Annotated in this window: 18 protein-coding genes; 15 read left to right on the top strand and 3 right to left on the bottom strand. The window is 57.9% G+C overall.

Going from position 1 to position 17562, the window contains the following annotated elements; translation table 11 throughout:
- The first annotated feature begins 18 nt into the window (after positions 1-18).
- From hscA to LC093_RS04485, 15 genes are all read left to right on the top strand, one after another.
- Positions 19-1899: a Fe-S protein assembly chaperone HscA gene (hscA, locus tag LC093_RS04555; protein ID WP_226662671.1), complete on the top strand. Its 1881-nt coding sequence runs from the start codon at positions 19-21 to the stop codon at positions 1897-1899.
- A 42-nt stretch (positions 1900-1941) separates the two neighbouring features.
- Positions 1942-2280, top strand: coding sequence for an ISC system 2Fe-2S type ferredoxin (gene fdx / locus LC093_RS04550; protein WP_226662669.1), 339 nt, complete (start codon positions 1942-1944; stop codon positions 2278-2280).
- A 37-nt stretch (positions 2281-2317) separates the two neighbouring features.
- The gene (iscX, locus tag LC093_RS04545) at positions 2318-2512 is read left to right on the top strand and encodes a Fe-S cluster assembly protein IscX (protein WP_226662667.1); all 195 of its coding nucleotides are present in this window, start codon (positions 2318-2320) and stop codon (positions 2510-2512) included.
- 267 nt (positions 2513-2779) lie between these two features.
- On the top strand, positions 2780-3205 hold the full coding sequence (gene ndk / locus LC093_RS04540) for a nucleoside-diphosphate kinase (protein WP_226662665.1): 426 nt from the start codon (positions 2780-2782) through the stop codon (positions 3203-3205).
- Between the two features lie 126 nt (positions 3206-3331).
- Complete coding sequence (gene rlmN, locus LC093_RS04535) at positions 3332-4477, top strand: 23S rRNA (adenine(2503)-C(2))-methyltransferase RlmN (RefSeq protein ID WP_226662664.1); 1146 nt, start codon at positions 3332-3334, stop codon at positions 4475-4477.
- Positions 4478-4547: 70 nt separating this feature from the next.
- Positions 4548-5333 carry a type IV pilus biogenesis/stability protein PilW gene (gene pilW / locus LC093_RS04530; protein ID WP_226662662.1) on the top strand — a complete coding sequence of 262 codons (786 nt, stop codon included), beginning with the start codon at positions 4548-4550 and terminating at the stop codon, positions 5331-5333.
- Positions 5320-6444: a RodZ domain-containing protein gene (locus tag LC093_RS04525; protein ID WP_226662660.1), complete on the top strand. Its 1125-nt coding sequence runs from the start codon at positions 5320-5322 to the stop codon at positions 6442-6444. Before pilW ends, LC093_RS04525 begins: the two co-directional genes overlap by 14 nt.
- Before the next feature lie 130 nt (positions 6445-6574).
- Positions 6575-7696, top strand: a complete 1122-nt coding sequence (ispG, locus tag LC093_RS04520; protein WP_226662659.1) for a flavodoxin-dependent (E)-4-hydroxy-3-methylbut-2-enyl-diphosphate synthase — start codon at positions 6575-6577, stop codon at positions 7694-7696.
- 292 nt (positions 7697-7988) lie between these two features.
- The gene (gene hisS, locus LC093_RS04515; RefSeq protein ID WP_226662657.1) at positions 7989-9251 is read left to right on the top strand and encodes a histidine--tRNA ligase; all 1263 of its coding nucleotides are present in this window, start codon (positions 7989-7991) and stop codon (positions 9249-9251) included.
- A gap of 67 nt (positions 9252-9318) precedes the next feature.
- Positions 9319-10071, top strand: a complete 753-nt coding sequence (locus LC093_RS04510; RefSeq protein ID WP_226662656.1) for a YfgM family protein — start codon at positions 9319-9321, stop codon at positions 10069-10071.
- Positions 10068-11234, top strand: coding sequence for an outer membrane protein assembly factor BamB (gene bamB, locus LC093_RS04505; protein WP_226662655.1), 1167 nt, complete (start codon positions 10068-10070; stop codon positions 11232-11234). The genes LC093_RS04510 and bamB overlap by 4 nt, the downstream gene beginning before the upstream one ends.
- A 112-nt stretch (positions 11235-11346) precedes the next feature.
- Positions 11347-12741 (top strand): ribosome biogenesis GTPase Der, encoded by a 1395-nt coding sequence (gene der, locus LC093_RS04500; protein ID WP_226662654.1) that lies wholly within the window; start codon positions 11347-11349, stop codon positions 12739-12741.
- Between the two features lie 142 nt (positions 12742-12883).
- Entirely contained in the window at positions 12884-14341 is a 1458-nt protein-coding gene (locus LC093_RS04495; RefSeq protein ID WP_226662652.1) for an NAD-dependent succinate-semialdehyde dehydrogenase, read from the top strand.
- Positions 14342-14349: 8 nt separating this feature from the next.
- Positions 14350-15057 (top strand): tRNA (N6-threonylcarbamoyladenosine(37)-N6)-methyltransferase TrmO, encoded by a 708-nt coding sequence (tsaA, locus tag LC093_RS04490; protein WP_226662651.1) that lies wholly within the window; start codon positions 14350-14352, stop codon positions 15055-15057.
- Positions 15054-15551, top strand: a complete 498-nt coding sequence (locus LC093_RS04485; protein ID WP_226662650.1) for a protein disulfide oxidoreductase — start codon at positions 15054-15056, stop codon at positions 15549-15551. The genes tsaA and LC093_RS04485 overlap by 4 nt, the downstream gene beginning before the upstream one ends.
- Positions 15552-15808: 257 nt before the next feature.
- On the opposite strand, the gene yacG is transcribed toward LC093_RS04485, so the two are convergent.
- Genes yacG through LC093_RS04470 form a run of 3 tightly spaced genes read right to left on the bottom strand, consistent with a single transcriptional unit; the run spans position 15809 to position 17558 of the window.
- Positions 15809-16018 carry a DNA gyrase inhibitor YacG gene (gene yacG, locus LC093_RS04480; protein WP_226662649.1) on the bottom strand — a complete coding sequence of 70 codons (210 nt, stop codon included), beginning with the start codon at positions 16016-16018 and terminating at the stop codon, positions 15809-15811.
- A gap of 29 nt (positions 16019-16047) precedes the next feature.
- On the bottom strand, positions 16048-16659 hold the full coding sequence (coaE, locus tag LC093_RS04475; protein WP_226662648.1) for a dephospho-CoA kinase: 612 nt from the start codon (positions 16657-16659) through the stop codon (positions 16048-16050).
- Positions 16660-16673: 14 nt separating this feature from the next.
- Entirely contained in the window at positions 16674-17558 is an 885-nt protein-coding gene (locus tag LC093_RS04470) for a prepilin peptidase (protein ID WP_226662647.1), read from the bottom strand.
- Positions 17559-17562: the final 4 nt, after the last annotated feature.

Below are 17562 nucleotides of genomic sequence, written 5' to 3'. Positions count from 1 at the left end.
TAATGTTGATTGATGACTATGGCTTTACTGCAGATTTCTGAACCCGGTCAGACACCCGAGCCCCACCAGAGCAAGCGTGCGGTAGGGATCGACCTGGGAACCACCAACTCGCTGGTGGCGTCCGTGCGCAGTGGTTCCGCGGAAGCCCTGCCGGCGGAAGATGGCAGTGTCATCCTGCCTTCGGCGGTGCGCTACACCGAGTCTGGTGTGCAAGTCGGATTGGCTGCGCGCGCCGCTGCCGGCGACGATCCGTTCAACACCCTCATCTCCATCAAACGCCTGATGGGGCGTGGCCTGGCCGATGTGAAAAGTTTCGGCGACCAGTTGCCGTATCACTTTGGCGAAGATACCGGCGGTATGCCCTCTATCGAGACCGTCGCAGGGGCTGTGAACCCTGTGCAGGTTTCTGCCGAGATCCTGAAGGTGCTGGCCAAGCGCGGCGCCGACTCTCTTGGGGGCGAGCTGGATGGTGCAGTGATCACTGTGCCTGCCTATTTCGACGATGCCCAGCGCCAGGCAACCAAGGATGCGGCCAAGCTGGCAGGCCTCAAAGTACTGCGCCTGCTGAATGAGCCCACGGCCGCAGCCGTGGCCTACGGGCTGGACAAGTCTGACGAAGGCGGCGATGTTGCCGATCGGACCGTGGCTGTCTATGACCTTGGCGGTGGCACCTTCGATATTTCGATCCTGCGGCTGTCCCGTGGTGTATTCGAAGTGCTCTCCACTGGTGGCGACAGCGCCCTCGGCGGGGACGATTTTGACCGTGCAGTGGGTGAATGGATCGCGGCAGAGGCTGGCCTGGGGTCCGATCTCGACGCTGCCACCCAGCGCAAACTGCTGAATACGGCCTGTGCTGCGAAAGAAGCGTTGGCAGAGGCCGACTCCATCGCCATTGAATACGGTAGCTGGTCCGGTGCGCTGAGCCGCGAAAAGCTGGCCGAGCTACTGGACCCACTCATCAGCAAGACCCTGCGCGCCTGCAAGCGCGCATTACGCGACGCCGGCCTGACCGCTGAAGATATTGCTGAGGTGGTTCTGGTGGGCGGTTCTACACGTACGTTGCGAGTGCGGGAAAAGGTTGAAGAGTTTTTCGGGCGCAAGCCCCATGCGGATATCGATCCCGATCAGGTGGTGGCGATTGGTGCCGCCCTGCAGGCGGATGTACTGGTGGGCAACAAGTCCCGCGAAGACCTGCTGTTACTGGATGTGATCCCGCTGTCTTTGGGGCTTGAGACCATGGGTGGTCTCACCGAGAAGCTGATTCACCGCAACACCACCATTCCAGTGGCCAAAGCACAGGAATTTACCACCTTCAAAGATGGCCAGACGGCCATGGCGATACATGTGGTGCAGGGGGAGCGGGAGCTGGAGAAAGACTGCCGCTCGCTCGCCCGGTTTGAGTTGCGGGGTATCCCGCCGATGGTGGCAGGGGCCGCGCATATCCGTGTGACTTTCCAGGTGGATGCAGATGGCCTGTTGTCTGTGAGTGCGGTGGAAAAAAGTAGCGGAGTCGCTGCGGAAATTACGGTTAAGCCGTCGTACGGACTTGAGGATTCCGATATCACCCGCATGTTGCAGGATTCCTATGCGCACGCGGAAGAAGATGTCGTCGCGCGGGCCCTGCGTGAAGCGCAGGTCGAAGCCGAGCGCTCCATGGAGGCCATGCTGGTGGCGCTGCAGGAAGACGGTGCGGAGCTGCTGAGCAACGAGGAACTCGATGAGCTGGAGCGCGCGATGGAAGCGCTGCGACTGGCGCATAATGGTGGCACAGCAGAAGAGATCCGCAGCCGGGTCGAAGCGCTGAACACTTTGTCGGAGCCTTTTGCTGGGCGCCGCATGGATAAATCCATCAAGCGGGCCATGCAGGGCCACAGCCTGGACGAATTTGATCAGTCCTGAGCCTCTATAAGGCCGACGGACACAGACAAGAGTTATTGAGTAATGCCGAAGATCGTATTTTTGCCCCACGCGGAGCTCTGCCCGGAAGGTAAAGTCATTGAGGTTGAGCCCGGAGTCACTGTGTGTGATGCCGCGCTCCAGAACGGTGTGGAAATCGAGCACGCCTGTGAGAAGTCGTGCGCCTGTACCACTTGCCATGTGATCGTGCGTGAAGGTTTTGATTCCCTCGGTGAGCCCGATGAGCTTGAGGAAGATCTGTTGGATAAAGCCTGGGGGCTGGAACCAGAGTCGCGCCTGTCCTGTCAGGCGGTTGTGGATAAAGAGGATCTCGTGGTCGAGATTCCCAAGTACACCATCAACCAGGTTTCCGAACGGCACTGATATTGCCGCGGCCCTCGGAGCGATTTAGGAGTAAGCCATGAAGTGGACGGATATTCACGATATTGCTATCGAACTCAGTGACGCGCACCCGGATGTGAGCCCGTTGTCAGTCAACTTCGTTGATTTGCGCAAGTGGGTCATGGATCTGCCGGGCTTTGATGACGACCCCGATCGCTGTGGGGAAAAGATCCTGGAGGCAATTCAGGCCGCCTGGATTGAAGAGAACGGGTAGTCAGGTATTGGGTGCAAGCCTGCAGGGGCTTGCTTGCCAGCGAATGAAGCGAGCGCTGAACCTTCCGCCTGCAAGCAGGCTCCTACAGCTACTGCATCAAATAGTACAAACTTCATCTCACAGCGCGTATAATCCGCGCTCCACGCATATAGCTGGTTAATTATTCACCACCTTTGCGGTAAAAGAATTCAGGGAAGAGCAACGGAAGTTGCTCTTTTCGTATCTGTCTTATGACAATTTTTTTCAAAACCTAGAATGGAGAAAACCATGGCCCTGGAACGCACTCTGTCCATCATCAAGCCAGACGCAGTAGCCAAGAATGTAATCGGCGAAATCGAGAGCCGCTTCGAGAAAGCTGGTCTGAGCATTGTTGCCATGAAAATGGTTCAGCTGTCTCAGGAAAAAGCGGAAGGCTTTTACGCTGAGCACAAAGAACGTCCTTTCTTCAAGGATCTGGTTGAGTTCATGACTTCCGGTCCGGTTGTTGTGCAGGTACTGGAAGGCGAAAACGCCATTCTGGCCAACCGCGACCTGATGGGCGCTACCAACCCGAAAGAAGCGGCTGCAGGCACCATCCGTGCTGACTTCGCTGACAGCATCGATGCGAACGCCGTACACGGTTCCGACTCTGCGGCTTCCGCTGAGCGTGAAGTGAGCTACTTCTTCGCTGCTGAAGAAATCTGCGCACGCTAATCCAGCACGCGCTTTGTAGGAGCCTGCTTGCAGGCGAACAGGGCCAAGTACTGAACCTGTCGCCTGCAAGCAGGCTCCTACACGATGTACCACATTGACGTGCCGTACCCGGCACAAGGTGAATCCATGACCGATACCGCTGAAACCGTTCAAACTGAAAAAGTAAACCTGTTGGGGCTGTCCGTAGACAAGCTTGCAGACTTCTTTGCCGGTTTGGGTGAAAAGCGCTTTCGCGCTGTGCAGGTCTTGAAGTGGATCCACCAGAATGGCGTGGATGATTTCGAGCAGATGACCAATGTCAGCAAGGTCATGCGTGCCAAGCTGGCTGAAATTGCCGAAGTGCGCGCCCCCAAAGTCCTCAAGCAGATGGACTCCTCCGATGGCACCCGCAAGTGGCTGATCGAAGTCTCTGGCGGTAATGTGATCGAGACCGTTTATATTCCGGACGGTGACCGTGGCACCCTGTGTGTTTCTTCCCAGGTCGGCTGTTCGCTGGATTGCAGCTTCTGTGCAACCGGTAAGCAGGGGTTCAACCGCGATCTCACCGCGGCCGAGATCATCGGGCAGGTATGGATTGCCTGTAAATCCTTTGGCCAGCTGCAACCCAACGGCCCGCGAATGGTGACCAATGTTGTGATGATGGGTATGGGAGAGCCCCTGCTCAACTTCGACAACGTGGTCGATGCCATGAACCTGATGATGGAAGACAATGCCTACGGCATCTCCAAGCGTCGGGTAACCCTGAGCACCTCCGGTGTGGTGCCCGCTCTGGATCGGCTGGCGGAAGTCACCGATGTGAGCCTGGCGATCTCCCTGCATGCGCCCAACGACGAGCTGCGCAATGTGCTGGTACCAATCAATAAGAAGTACCCCATCGCCATGCTGCTCGACAGCGCCAAGCGCTACATCGAGAATATGCCGGACAATCATCGCAAGATGACTATCGAGTACACCATGATCCGGGAAGTGAATGACCGTCCCGAACATGCCGAGCAGCTGGCAGAGCTGCTGCGAGATGTGCCGGTAAAGATAAATCTGATACCCTTCAATCCGTTCGAACTGTCCGACTACCAGCGGGTCAGCAACAACGCTTTGCGACGTTTTCAACAGATTTTGTTGGACAAAGGCTATACCGTAACCGTGCGTACCACCCGGGGCGATGATATCGCTGCGGCCTGTGGTCAGCTGGCTGGTCAGGTGAATGACCGCACGCGTCGCTCGGAACGCTACCGCAACGCGGAGCGCCCGGTGCGCATCGTGGGGCAGGCCTGATACTTGCATCGCCGATTCGTCCGGCGTGCGCCAGTAGTAGAACGCACCCAATAACGACAAGGTGAAGCTCGTGTTAGCAAGAATTTCCAGCCCGGCTACTCTCGCCGGGTTAGTGCTTACTCTATTGCTGGGTGGTTGTGTTACCACCGGTCCCGGCGGTAAAGAAGTCGATCTCGATAAAGCCCGTAAAACCCATGTTCAGCTGGGATTGCGCTACCTGCAGAGCGGGGAAAACCGCGAGGCTGCCCGCCATCACTTTCAGCAGGCACTGGAGCTGGGCAAAAGAGACCCGGAGGCGCACCACGGTCTCGCGCTGCTGTATCAGGTCGACGGTGAGTTGGCGGTGGCCGAATCCCATTTCAAAAAAGCCCTGCGTTATGACAGCGGCTTCTCCATGGCGCGGGTGAACTACGGTGTATTCCTGTATCAGCAGGAGCGCTACGGCGACGCCAAAGAACAGTTCCAGATCGCCTCTGAAGATCTCAGCTATAACCGACGTTCCTACGCGCTGGCCAACCTCGGCCGTGCGGAGCTGCGCCTGGGCAATTCAGAAAGTGCAGAAAAAGCATTCCAGAAGGCTCTGTCCCTGAGCCCGGATTTGCCCGTAGCCCTGTTGGAGCTGGCGGAATTGAAATTTGCGGGCAAGGAGTATGCCCAGGCAAAACACTATCTGGATCGGTTTGGCGAGCGGAATCGCCAGGTGCCGCAATCCCTGTGGCTGGGCATCCGAATTGAAAAAACTTTTGGCAATCGCGACAAGGAAAGAAGTTACGGTCTCGCGCTGAAAAACCTCTTTCCCTATTCAGAGGAAACTCTGAAGTACCAGAAAATGATGGCCGAAAATGAACAACGTTGATGCAGCAGCGGCCACCGCCGCAGAACAGGTTGAAGCCGCCGCTACAATGACGGCGGGCCGGCTGATTACGAGTGCGCGTGAAGCGGCAGGTTTGACGCGGGAAGAACTGGCCCGTCGCATGTGCATGACTCCGCACAAGCTTGAACACCTGGAGCAGGATGATTTCGAGAGGCTTGCGGGTGCGACATACGTGCGCGGCTATATTCGCAACACCTGTAAAGAGCTCGGTGTCGACCCGCAGCCAGTGTTGGAAGCGTTCGAACGTCAGTTGCCGACTCCGGTAGAGGGAGCCGCTCAATCCCGCAAGCCGAGCGGTCCGGTTATCGCAAAAGGTGGGCAGTCTTCTTCTGGTGGTCTGTCGAGCCTCGTATTTGTGACTGCGCTTGTGGCCGCCGGAGGTGGCTACTGGTGGTTCAACCAGCAATCGGGTGCGACCAGTCAGGTGCCGGTTGCGAGCGTTGAGTCGCCGGCAACAGAAGAGCAGGCGGTGAGTAGCGAGCCTCAGGTTGAGGCGTGGCAGGCTCTGGACGCTGTCGATAACCCGGAGGAAGCCTCTGAGGTAGTCGAGCATGAGACGGTAGCGGAGGAGCCTTCCGGGATTGCGGTGGCACCTGAAGTCGAGTCCCCGATACTTGAGGAAGGTGCGCTGGATACCGATGCCCAGCTGGATGTTGCGAGTGACATCGGTGAGCCGAGTGAACCGGTTGTTGAGCCTGAGCAGGCTGAACTGCCGGAAAGAGCGGCGACTGACCTGGTGGTCTCCTCTCCGGCACCGGCACAGCAGCCGGCAGCACAAGTAACTGTGCAAACCGCGACGAGAGCGTCACAAGAGGTTGTCAGCGATGCGGAATCTCGCGTCGCCGCGGCCGACGTCGAGGCGCTGTTGCTGGATTTCACTGAGGAGGCCTGGGTGGAGGTAACCGACGCCAGCGGCAACAAACTGTTGGCGAAGCTCCAGCCGGCGGGATCCCGCGTGGAACTGACTGGTGAGGCGCCGTTCAGTCTGATGTTGGGTAACGCAGCGGGCACTACGGTTAGCTATCGGGGTCAAGTAGTTGATAGCGCACCGCTTGGTAACCGCCGCACACGCAAGCTGACCGTTGGCGGCTGAGCTCGGTCTAAACTTTAAATTCCTCCGTAGGGCGCAGCCTCTGTAGGTTTGCGCCCAATCTCTCTATAATCCCCCCCTGTTTTTTGGTCTCCAACCTGCTGTTGCAGGGATTAAGTCGCAAGGTATTGCTATGCAGTTTGAGTCACCCATAGTTCGTCGCGTATCGCGCCAGATCATGGTGGGCAATGTGCCAGTTGGTGGCGGTGCGCCCATTTCTGTGCAGAGCATGACGAATACCGAGACCTGTGATGTGGCCGCCACTGTGGCCCAGATTCAGCGTCTGGAGCAGGCCGGCGCAGACATCGTAAGGGTTTCCGTGCCCTCTATGGACGCTGCCGAAGCCTTTGGCGAGATCAAGAAGCAGGTCAATGTGCCGCTGGTGGCGGACATCCACTTTGACTACCGCATCGCCCTGCGTGTCGCTGACCTGGGTGTGGACTGCCTGCGGATCAATCCGGGCAATATCGGCCGCGAAAAGCGCATCCGTGCGGTAGTGGATAAGGCCCGCGACATGAATATCCCGATTCGTATCGGTGTCAACGCCGGCTCACTGGAAAAAGACCTGCAGAAAAAATACGGTGAACCGACACCGGACGCACTGGTGGAGTCCGCCCTGCGTCACGTCGATATCCTCGACAGCCTGGACTTTCAGGACTTCAAGGTGAGTGTGAAAGCCTCTGATATCTTTATGGCCACCGCTGCTTACCGCAAACTCGCCTCCCAGATCGAGCAGCCGCTGCACCTGGGGATTACCGAAGCCGGTGGCCTGCGCTCCGGTACGGTGAAGTCCGCGATTGGGCTTGGTGCGCTGTTGCTGGATGGCATCGGTGACACCCTTCGGGTATCACTGGCTGCAGACCCGGTAGAAGAAGTGAAAGTAGGTTGGGACCTGCTGCGCAGCCTGCGCCTGCGAACCAAAGGTATCAACTTTATCGCCTGCCCGAGTTGCTCGCGCCAGAACTTCGATGTGGTCAAGACCATGAACGAGCTGGAAACCCGCCTGGAAGACATTACCACGCCGCTGGACGTGGCGGTGATCGGCTGTATCGTCAACGGCCCGGGTGAGGCCAAAGAGGCCGATATCGGCCTCGCTGGCGGTACCCCCAGCCACGCAATTTACGTGGATGGCCAGCCGGACCAGAAGCTGAAAAACGACAACCTGGTCGATGACCTCGAGCGCTTGATCCGCGCCAAAGCCGCCGCCAAGGCGGAGGCGGAAGCCAATATCATCGCCAAGGAAGCCATCGATTAATTCCGGTTACCGTGCCGGGCGAAGTTATTAGAATTTTCCCGTCATCCCGGCCTTGAGCCGGGATCCAGTTCGGAGCTGGATACCGGCCTGCGCCGGTATGACGAAGTAAGTAACGTATCCCCGTCATCCCGGCCTTGAGCCGGGATCCAGTTCGGAGCTGGATACTGGCCTGCGCCGGTATGACGAAGTAAGTAATTTATTCCCGTCATCCCGGCCCTGAGCCGGGATCCAGTTTGGAGCTGGAAGCTGACCTGTGTCGGCATGACGCTCAATTAGTAAGTAAGGACGACCGTTGAAACAACTTCGCGCCATTCGCGGCATGAACGACCTGTTGCCCACCCAGTCTCCGGTGTGGCAGTACGTTGAAAGCACTCTGAGCGAGCTTTTCGCCCGTTACGGCTACAGCGAAATCCGCACACCGCTGCTGGAATCTACCCAGCTGTTCAGCCGCGCGGTAGGGGAAGCTACCGATATCGTCGAAAAGGAAATGTATACCTTTGACGACAAGAGCGGCGACAGCGTCACCCTGCGCCCGGAAGGTACTGCCGGTACTGTGCGTGCGGCGATCCAGAACAACCTGCTGATCCAGCCCCAGCGGCTGTGGTACTTCGGCCCGATGTTCCGGTATGAGCGCCCGCAGAAAGGCCGCCTGCGCCAGTTCCATCAGTTTGGGGTGGAGGTGTTTGGTATCGAGGGTCCGGACATTGATGCGGAAATCCTGATGATGACCGCGCGCCTGTGGAAGCAACTGGGCGTGGCGGAACATGTTTCCCTGCAGCTTAACTCCCTCGGCAATAGCGAGAGCCGCGCAGCTTACCGCGATGCACTGGTGGAATACCTGTCTGCGCGCAAGGATCAGCTGGACGAAGACAGCCTGCGCCGCCTTGAACGGAATCCGCTGCGGATTCTCGACAGTAAAAATGCCCAGACTCAGGAACTGCTGGCCGATGCACCGTGTCTACTGGACTTCCTTGACGAGGAATCCCGTACGCACTTCGGCCAATTGCGCGCATTCCTCGATGCGGCCGGTGTCGCCTATGAGGTAAATCCGCGTCTGGTACGCGGTCTCGACTACTACGGCAAGACCGTATTCGAGTGGGTAACCGACAGTCTTGGCTCCCAGGGCACTGTGTGTGCCGGCGGCCGTTACGATGGCCTGGTCGAGCAGATGGGCGGTAAAGCCACCCCTGCGGTCGGTTTCGGACTCGGTGTTGAGCGCCTGGTATTGCTGCTGGAAACCTTGGAAGTCTTGCCGGAAGCACTGGATCAGCAGGTAGATGCCTATCTGGTTGCCGTGGGTGATGTACAATCGGCGGCCCTTGCTGCCGCAGAGCAACTGCGCTCCGAGCTGCCCTGGTTACGCTTGCAGACCCATTGCGGGGGCGGCAGCTTCAAGAGCCAGATGAAAAAGGCCGATAAAAGCAACGCGGATTACGCATTGATCATCGGCGAAGACGAGGCTGCTGCGGGGCTGGTGACGGTAAAACCTCTGCGCGCGGAAGCCGAGCAGCAGACCGTGGCACTGACTGAACTGTCCAGTATCCTGCAGGCCTGACCTGAGGGCTGCGCAATCGTCAAACCGTATTCGAAGTTTGGATTTTTAGAATAAGGCGAATAACAAAATGGCTGACCATTTGACCGAAGAAGAACAGATTGAATCGATCAAGCGCTGGTGGAAAGAAAATGGCACCGGCATCGTATCCGGCGTAGTGCTGGCGTTGGCCGCCTATTTCGGTTGGCAGTGGTGGCAGGGCAAAGCACGCGGTGACGCGGAAGCGGCCTCTAATGTCTACCAGAGCTTTGTTGAGGCGGTCTCCGCCAACGAAGGCAAGCCTGACAACAAACAGCTGACCACGGCTCAGTCCCTGGCCCGCGAGCTGAAAGACGACTACGCCAAGCGTATTTATGCAGCGCAGGCATCTTTGCGTCTGGCCGCACTGGCGGCGGAAAAAAATGACCTGGAAACCGCAGCCAAAGAACTGCAGTGGGTAATCGACAATACTGGCGACGACGCCCTCAAGTATGTGGCGACCCGTCGTCTCGCGGCCGTAAAAGCGGCTCGCGGTGAGGAGAAGGAAGCGCTTGCGCTGCTGTCCGGCAAGGTGCCGTCAGAATTTGCGGCGCTGTACGCGGAGACCCGTGGTGACATCCTGGTCCAGCAGGGTGACAAGGAGGCCGCGCGCAAAGCCTACATCGAAGCCCGCACCCAGCTGTTGCCCGAGCAGGCTTCCGCAGGTCAGCTGCTGGCGCTCAAGCTCGAAAGTCTGGGCGGAGCCGCTGAAGAAGAATCAGCAAAAGAATCAAAAGACGCGGAAGATTCCCAGCCGGTAGAACAGCCGGCTGCTGAATCGGAAAAGGAGAATGACGCGCAATGATTTTGACTCCAAAAGCGCTCAACCGGTTTGTCGCACTGGCGCTCGCCACGCTGCTGACCGCTTGTGCTTCCAACGACGAAAAGGAAGATACGGACCCGGTGGAACTGACGGAGATTACTGAATCCGTCAAGCTGCGCGAGGTGTGGTCAAAAAATATTGGTGATATCGACGCCCTGCGTTATGCCATGCTCAAGCCTGGCCTGATTGATGGCAAAGTGATTGCCGCGAACAGCGATGGCGATGTGTTTGCCTTTGAGCGCGCAACCGGTAAGCGTTTGTGGAAAGTCGACCTGGACCAGTCCATCAGTGGCGGTGTGGGCGTTGGCCAGGGGCTCGCAGTCGTCGCTGACTACCGCGGTCGCATCGTGGCTCTGGACCTGACAGACGGAAGCCAGCGCTGGGAAACCCAGCTGGGTGGCGAAGTGGTAGCCACGCCGGCCGTCGGTGCGGGTGTCGTGGTGGTGCAGACTGTTGACGGCAAACTACTTGGCCTCGACGCCGGTACCGGCGAACAACGCTGGCGCCACAATACGGTGCTGCCGGTCCTGACCCTGCGCGGTACCGCCAGTCCGGTGATTTCCGGTGGCGCAGTTTTCGCTGGCCTCGATAACGGTAAGCTGGTTGTTCTGAACGCAACTGACGGTCTCTCTCGCTGGGAGCAGCGTGTGGCCATTCCGCAAGGTTCCGCGGAACTGGAGCGCGTAGTGGATATTGATGGTGCGCCGGTTGTGCGCGGCGAACTGGTTTTTGCGGCCAGTTACCAGGGGCGTATTGTCGCTCTTTCCAGTGAAGATGGTCGCGGACTCTGGGCTCGTGACGCCTCTACCAACCACAGCGTGGCTGTGGGCGCCGGCCAGGTCTACCTGAGCGGCGCTGATGGTAGTGTCCATGCCTACAATGTGGGTAATGGGCAGATTGAGTGGAGCAATAACGAATTGCTCCGCCGGGAACTGAGTGGACCAGCGTACTTTGGTGATGTTGTGGTTGTTGGTGACTACGACGGATACCTGCATGTACTGGACCCCTCCACCGGTCGTTTTGTTGGGCGTGAGCGCATAGATCGCGACCCGGTGCGTATCCCGCTGTTGGCCGATGGCGACCTCCTGTTTGCACTGTCTGATGACGGTGAACTGGTGGCCCTGCGCCTGGAGCGCCTGCAGTAAATAGATTGGGGATCGGCGCAACACCTGTGTTGCGCCAGTCCAATTGACCTTCGCCCGCAGTTTGCGGGCGTTTGTATTTCTGGCGAGTCGCCAGTTTTGAGTAGATTCGAATATGTTGCCTGTAATCGCCCTTGTCGGGCGCCCCAACGTGGGTAAATCCACCCTGTTCAACCGCCTGACCAAGAGCCGCGATGCGCTCGTGGCCAATTACGCCGGCCTTACCCGCGACCGCAAGTACGGTGAGGCGGAGTTTGAAGGCCGCAAAATGATCCTGGTGGATACCGGGGGTATCAGCGGTGGTGAAGAAGGGATCGACGCAGCCATGGCCCAGCAATCCATGCAGGCCATTGAAGAAGCGGATTTCGTGCTGTTCCTGGTGGACTGTCGCGCGGGTCTGACACCGGCAGACGAGATGATTGCCGAACGTCTGCGTACACGCTCCAAACCGACCCTGCTGGTGGCCAACAAGGTAGATGGGGTGAACCCGGATATCGCCCTTGCGCCGTTCTACGAGCTGGGCATCGGTGAACTCTTCCCCACGACCGCGACCCATGGCCGCGGTGTGCGCTCCCTGATGGAGCGACTGGTCGAAGGGATGCCGGAAGTTGCTGAAGAAGAGGCTGAAGAAGAAGCGAAGGGAATCAAGATCGGCATCGTCGGCCGCCCGAACGTGGGTAAATCCACACTGGTCAATCGCCTGCTGGGCGAAGACCGGGTCGTGGTTTACGACCAGCCGGGCACCACCCGCGACAGCGTGTATATCAATTACACCCGCGATGAAAAGCCGTACACCATCATCGATACCGCCGGTATTCGTCGCCGTAAAAACGTCAAGGAATCGGTGGAGAAATTCTCCATCGTCAAAACCCTGCAGGCGGTGGAAGACTCCAATGTGGTGGTACTGGTAATCGATGCCAGCGAAGGCCTGGTGGATCAGGACCTGCACCTGATGGGCAGTGTAATCCAGGCCGGCCGCGCGCTGGTGGTGGCGCTGAACAAGTGGGACGGCCTGGATCCGGACCACCGCGACTTTATCAAGACCGAGCTGGAGCGCCGCCTGCGCTTTGTCGACTTTGCGGATATTCACTTTATTTCCGCGTTGCATGGCACCGGCGTTGGTAACCTGTACCAGTCAATCGAGGCCGCTTACCAGTCCGCGACAGACAAGCTCTCCACCAATCACCTCACGCGTATTCTGCAGTGGGCGGTAAGTGAGCACCAACCGCCGTTGGTCAACGGCCACCGTATCAAATTGCGTTACGCGCACGCTGGTGGCCAGAACCCGCCGGTAATCGTGATCCATGGTAACCAGACCGAAGAAGTGCCGAATCATTACGTGCGCTACCTGGAAAAAACCTTCCGCAAGGCGCTGGAGCTGCACGGTACACCGGTGAAAATCGAGTTCCGTACCGGTAAGAACCCCTATGCGGAGAAAAAGAACAAGCTGTCCGACCGTCAGAAAGCGAAAAAACGCCGCCTGATGAAGTTTGTGAAAAAGAAAAAATAATCAGGCTGCGCGGGGCGGCAGACTATCCGCGAAGTGAAGGCAGCCGATCCGGTGCAAACTAAACTTGCCCGGTAATCGGCCGCCTTTACTAATCCCTGTAGGAGCCTGCTTGCAGGCGAACGCAAAACGGAAAGGAGAATCCATGCCAAGCCTAAAAAAAACCGAGCTACTGCGTACCCAGTCCTACATCAATGGCCAGTGGATTGACTCGGACTCTGGCGAAACGCTCGACGTCATCAATCCTGCCACCGGCGAAATCGTCTCCACCATCGCCAGCTGCGGCGCAGCAGAAACCGCCCGGGCTATCGAAGCCGCCGACAAAGCCTGGGCTGGTTGGCGGGACCTCACTGTCAAAGAGCGCGCAAAAATTTTGCGTGACTGGTACAACCTGATCCTCGATAACGCCGATGACCTGGCGGCGATCCTTACGGCTGAACAGGGTAAACCACTGGCCGAAGCCAAGACTGAAATCATCTACGGTGCCAACTATCTCGAGTGGTTCTCTGAAGAAGCCAAGCGCGCCTATGGCGATGTCATCGCACCACCTTCCAAAGATAAGCGTATCGTAGTGATCAAGCAGCCGGTCGGCGTCACTGCGTCTGTTACACCGTGGAATTTCCCCAGCGCAATGATCGCGCGCAAGGTGGCTCCGGCACTGGCCGCAGGCTGTACATTCGTTTCCAAACCGGCTTCGGAAACCCCGCTCTCCGCGCTCGCATTGGCGGTACTGGCGGAAGAGGCCGGCGTGCCCGCGGGTGTATTCAATGTAGTGGTGGGTAAAAGCTCACGGGAAATCGGCAAAGAAATGACCGGTAACCCGCTGGTGCGCAAGTTCACCTTTACCGGCTCCACCGCCGTGGGCAAGCAGCTTCAGGCCCAGTGCGCGGAGACCATCAAGAAAACCTCCATGGAACTCGGCGGCAATGCACCCTTTATCGTATTCGACGATGCGGATATTGATGCGGCAGTCAAAGGTGCGATTGTTTGTAAATACCGCAATGCCGGTCAGACCTGTGTGTGCGCGAACCGGATTTTTGTGCAGGACGGCGTGTACGAAGAGTTCGCGGAAAAGTTCGCCCGCGCCGTTACTGCGTTGAAAATGGGGAATGGGGTGGAGGAGGGGGTTGAAGTCGGTCCCATGATTAACCCCCGTGCGGTCGAGGATGTTAAGGACCTGGTGGAAGACGCCCTGAGCAAAGGCGCTAAAGCCCTGAATGAAGGCGGACTGAGTGACATGGGTGAGTGCTTCTTTACCCCTATTGTCCTGGGCGCGGCAGATGACACCATGCGCCTGTTCAAAGAGGAGATCTTTGGCCCTGTGGCGCCAATCTTCAAGTTCTCCACAGAGGAAGATGTTATCCGCATGGCCAACGACACGGAGTTTGGCCTGGCATCCTATTTTTATTCCAGAGATATCGGCCGTATCTGGCGAGTAGCAGAGCAGCTTGAATACGGTATGGTTGGGATCAACGAAGGCATCATTTCCAATGAGATGGCGCCGTTCGGTGGGGTAAAAGAATCCGGTATTGGCCGGGAAGGCTCCAAGTACGGTATCGATGACTACCTGGAGATCAAGTACCTGTGCATGGGTGGGATTTGAACGCGACGATGGAAATGAATCCAATAGGGCTCGTGCACTCCTGTTTTACCGAGAAGTTCGGTATCCCCCGCCAGCCTCTATTGGCAGATGCCAGTCGTGCATCCATCGAGCTGTTACCGCCACTCAATACCCCCGATGCCGTCGCCGGCCTCGAACAAAACAGCCACTTGTGGGTGATTTTTCAGTTTCATGAGGTCGCCGGCCAGTGGTCGCACAAAGTGCGACCACCGCGCCTTGGTGGTAACAAAAAGCTGGGTGTCCTGGCCACTCGCTCTCCCTTTAGACCCAACAATATTGGATTGTCGGTGGTGCGCCTGATCGAGGTACGTACCCACCCAAAGGTTGAGCTGATTATCGGCGGAGCCGATCTCTTGGACGGCACGCCCATTCTGGATCTCAAACCCTATATCCCCTATGCCGATGCCATTCCCAATGCAGTCAGTGAGTTTGCCGGAAGTGCGCCGGCCGCTACTCCGGTACATATCCCTGATCCGGTTCTGCAGGTCGCGAGGGCCTATCGGGATAACTGGGGCACAGATCTGGAACAATTGATTCGGCAGGTGCTGGGCCAGGACCCAAAACCGGCATACCAGCAACCGGATCCCGAGCGGGTATACGGGATGGAATTGTGCGGCTTTAACCTGCGCTGGTGCTATCGTGATGGCGGCATACAGGTACTGGCGCTGGACAGCCTGGCCGCAGGAGTTGCCTCGTGAATATAAAACGCAGTGTGCTGACCCTGGCTGAATTCATCCTGCTGGCGGCCTTGGTCGCCAGCGCGTTATCCTGGTATCACAGCCGCAATATGCCCAAAGGGCCTGCGCCGCAACTGGAGCTCGCGGATATTGAAGGGCAGATGGTAGACCTCCAGGCGATGACGAAGAACGGCCCCGTGCTGATCTACTTCTGGGCAACCTGGTGTGGCTACTGCCGCGTCGTCTCGCCATCGGTTTCCGATTTGGCGGCTGATCACCAGGTTATCTCCGTTGCCCTGCAATCCGGTGATGATACGGAAGTGGCTGCTTACCAAGAGAAGCATGAGCTCGCGTTCGCCACCATCAACGACCCCTCAGGTGCGCTCAGTAGCAGCTGGGGACTACAGGTCACGCCGACCGTCGTAATCGTCGATAGTGAAGGGCAGATCAGCGCCGTGACCTCCGGCATGGCATCCAAGTGGGGGTTGCTGGCTCGGTTATGGCTCGCGGATTAGTTACCTGCTGTCATACCGGCAAATACGTCATGCCGGAATCGACCCGTTAGGGTATCAAGGTGCCTGACTCGAGCCTCTTCGTCACATTCTCGTCATACCGGCGAAGGCCGGTATCCAGATTCATGGCACGGAGCCTAGTGCTGGCTAATAGCTGGATCCCGGGTCAAGCCCGGGATGACGGTAGGGAGGGAGCGGTTAGGCGAGCAACTAATTGGGATTCGTGAGGTTAAACCCCGTCGGTAGGCAACTACCGCAAATCAGTGACGGGTCTTGTTGGGATCCAGGTCGTCGCTCAGCACATCGTCATACACCGGCTGTCCCGGTATCTTGTGGCCCTCACTGGCCCACTCACCCAGGTCGATCAATTTGCAGCGTTCGCAGCAGAAGGGGCGGTGTGGATACTTGTCGGTCCACTCGATAGGCTTCTTGCAGGTCGGGCAGCTCAGGGTAGGGCGATCATCAGACATGGGTAACACTTTAAATCGAAAAGATGGATTCAGGCGGATTGCGCAAGCTGGAGATAACGTTGGTGGAGGTCGTCCACCTGCCGTTCCAGTGCCGCCAAGCTGCCGCCATTATCCAGAATATCGTCCGCTTTTGCACATCGCTCGGCCCGCGATATCTGGGCATCCATAATCTTGCGGATCTGCTCGGGCGAGTTGCCATCCCGCGCACTGGCTCGTTCCAGCTGCAGTATCTCGGGAATATCCACCACACATACCCGCTGAACCAGCTCTGACTGTCCGGACTCGATTAGCAGTGGCGACTCGAGAATGGCATAAGGTGCGGTGTGAGTTTGCGCACTGGCCGCTAAGGCCTGAACGATCTCCTGGCGAATCAGCGGGTGCAGTAACTGCTCAAGCCACTGCCGCTCTTCCGGGTTGTCAAAAACCCGCTGGCGCAGCGCGGCCCTGTCCAGGAGCCCATCAGGTTGAATCACATGGCTCCCGAAGTGGCTGGCAATATGAGCCAGTGCCGGCTGTCCGGGCTCAACCACGAACCGTGCAGCCTGATCGGCATCGACCACGTTAACCCCGTGGTGTCTGAAGCGATTGGCGGCCGCCGACTTGCCGCTACCAATCCCACCTGTAAGCCCGACGATAAACATGTGCGGCTACCCGGTTATGAGGACAGGCCGGAAATCCGGAAATACCAGCCGATGATCTGCTCACCCCAGAGCATGGCGATCCAGGCGGCACCCGCCAGGTAAGGCCCAAAGGCGATCGGAAGGTTCTTGTCCCGCCCGGAAATCAATGTCCACAGTATTCCTACCAGCGCACCCACAGCGGCAGAGAGCAGGATCACCAGAGGCAGTACCTGCCAGCCAAACCAGGCACCGATTGCCGCCAGGATCTTGAAATCCCCCGCGCCCATGCCTTCCTTGCCGGTGATCAGCTTGAACAGATGGAACACGCTCCACAGCGCCAGGTAACCCGCGATGGCGCCGATTACGGCATCCTGCAGCGGTGCAAATACACCCCAGATATTAATCAGCAGGCCGGCCCATAACAGAGGCAGGGTGATGTTGTCTGGTAGCAGTTGCTTGTCAAAGTCGATCCCCGTCAGTGCCACCAGTGCCCAGGTAAAAAATATCCCGGCCAGCGCCTGCCAGGTAAAACCCAGCTGCCATACGACCACGGCGGTGAGGATTCCGGTAACCAGCTCTACCAGCGGATAGCGCTTGGAGATTGGCGTACGGCAGTTGCCGCACTTACCGCCGAGCAGCAGGTAGCTGACAATGGGGATGTTCTGCCACGGCTTGATGACGGTCTCGCACTTGGGGCAGTGGGAGTGGGGCAGGACCAGATTGAAGGTTTCGTCCAGCTGCTTTTGCTCTTTGGCAGAAGGTGTCTTGTCGAAATAGCTGTAAAAATCCCGCTGGTATTCCCGCTCCATCATGATGGGGAGGCGGTGGATCACGACGTTGAGAAAGCTGCCGACCAAGAGTCCTAAAACAAAAGCGCTGCCTAAAAGCAGCGCTTGATGGGAGAGAAATGTTTCGAGCATTGGG

This window comes from Microbulbifer aggregans (assembly GCF_020524005.1).
GTDB classification, from domain to species: domain Bacteria; phylum Pseudomonadota; class Gammaproteobacteria; order Pseudomonadales; family Cellvibrionaceae; genus Microbulbifer; species Microbulbifer aggregans_A.
This window is presented reverse-complemented; position numbering and strand designations above follow the sequence as displayed.

Bases quoted from the DNA above. Each gene is read 5' to 3' on its own strand.
- yacG (WP_226662649.1), bottom strand. From the start codon at position 16,018: ATGTCTGATGATCGCCCTACCCTGAGCTGCCCGACCTGCAAGAAGCCT.
- LC093_RS04495 (WP_226662652.1), top strand. From the start codon at position 12,884: ATGCCAAGCCTAAAAAAAACCGAGCTACTGCGTACCCAGTCCTACATC.
- LC093_RS04470 (WP_226662647.1), bottom strand. From the start codon at position 17,558: ATGCTCGAAACATTTCTCTCCCATCAAGCGCTGCTTTTAGGCAGCGCT.
- iscX (WP_226662667.1), top strand. From the start codon at position 2,318: ATGAAGTGGACGGATATTCACGATATTGCTATCGAACTCAGTGACGCG.
- tsaA (WP_226662651.1), top strand. From the start codon at position 14,350: ATGGAAATGAATCCAATAGGGCTCGTGCACTCCTGTTTTACCGAGAAG.
- bamB (WP_226662655.1), top strand. From the start codon at position 10,068: ATGATTTTGACTCCAAAAGCGCTCAACCGGTTTGTCGCACTGGCGCTC.
- coaE (WP_226662648.1), bottom strand. From the start codon at position 16,659: ATGTTTATCGTCGGGCTTACAGGTGGGATTGGTAGCGGCAAGTCGGCG.
- rlmN (WP_226662664.1), top strand. From the start codon at position 3,332: ATGACCGATACCGCTGAAACCGTTCAAACTGAAAAAGTAAACCTGTTG.
- ispG (WP_226662659.1), top strand. From the start codon at position 6,575: ATGCAGTTTGAGTCACCCATAGTTCGTCGCGTATCGCGCCAGATCATG.
- LC093_RS04510 (WP_226662656.1), top strand. From the start codon at position 9,319: ATGGCTGACCATTTGACCGAAGAAGAACAGATTGAATCGATCAAGCGC.
- der (WP_226662654.1), top strand. From the start codon at position 11,347: ATGTTGCCTGTAATCGCCCTTGTCGGGCGCCCCAACGTGGGTAAATCC.
- LC093_RS04525 (WP_226662660.1), top strand. From the start codon at position 5,320: ATGAACAACGTTGATGCAGCAGCGGCCACCGCCGCAGAACAGGTTGAA.
- hscA (WP_226662671.1), top strand. From the start codon at position 19: ATGGCTTTACTGCAGATTTCTGAACCCGGTCAGACACCCGAGCCCCAC.
- fdx (WP_226662669.1), top strand. From the start codon at position 1,942: ATGCCGAAGATCGTATTTTTGCCCCACGCGGAGCTCTGCCCGGAAGGT.
- ndk (WP_226662665.1), top strand. From the start codon at position 2,780: ATGGCCCTGGAACGCACTCTGTCCATCATCAAGCCAGACGCAGTAGCC.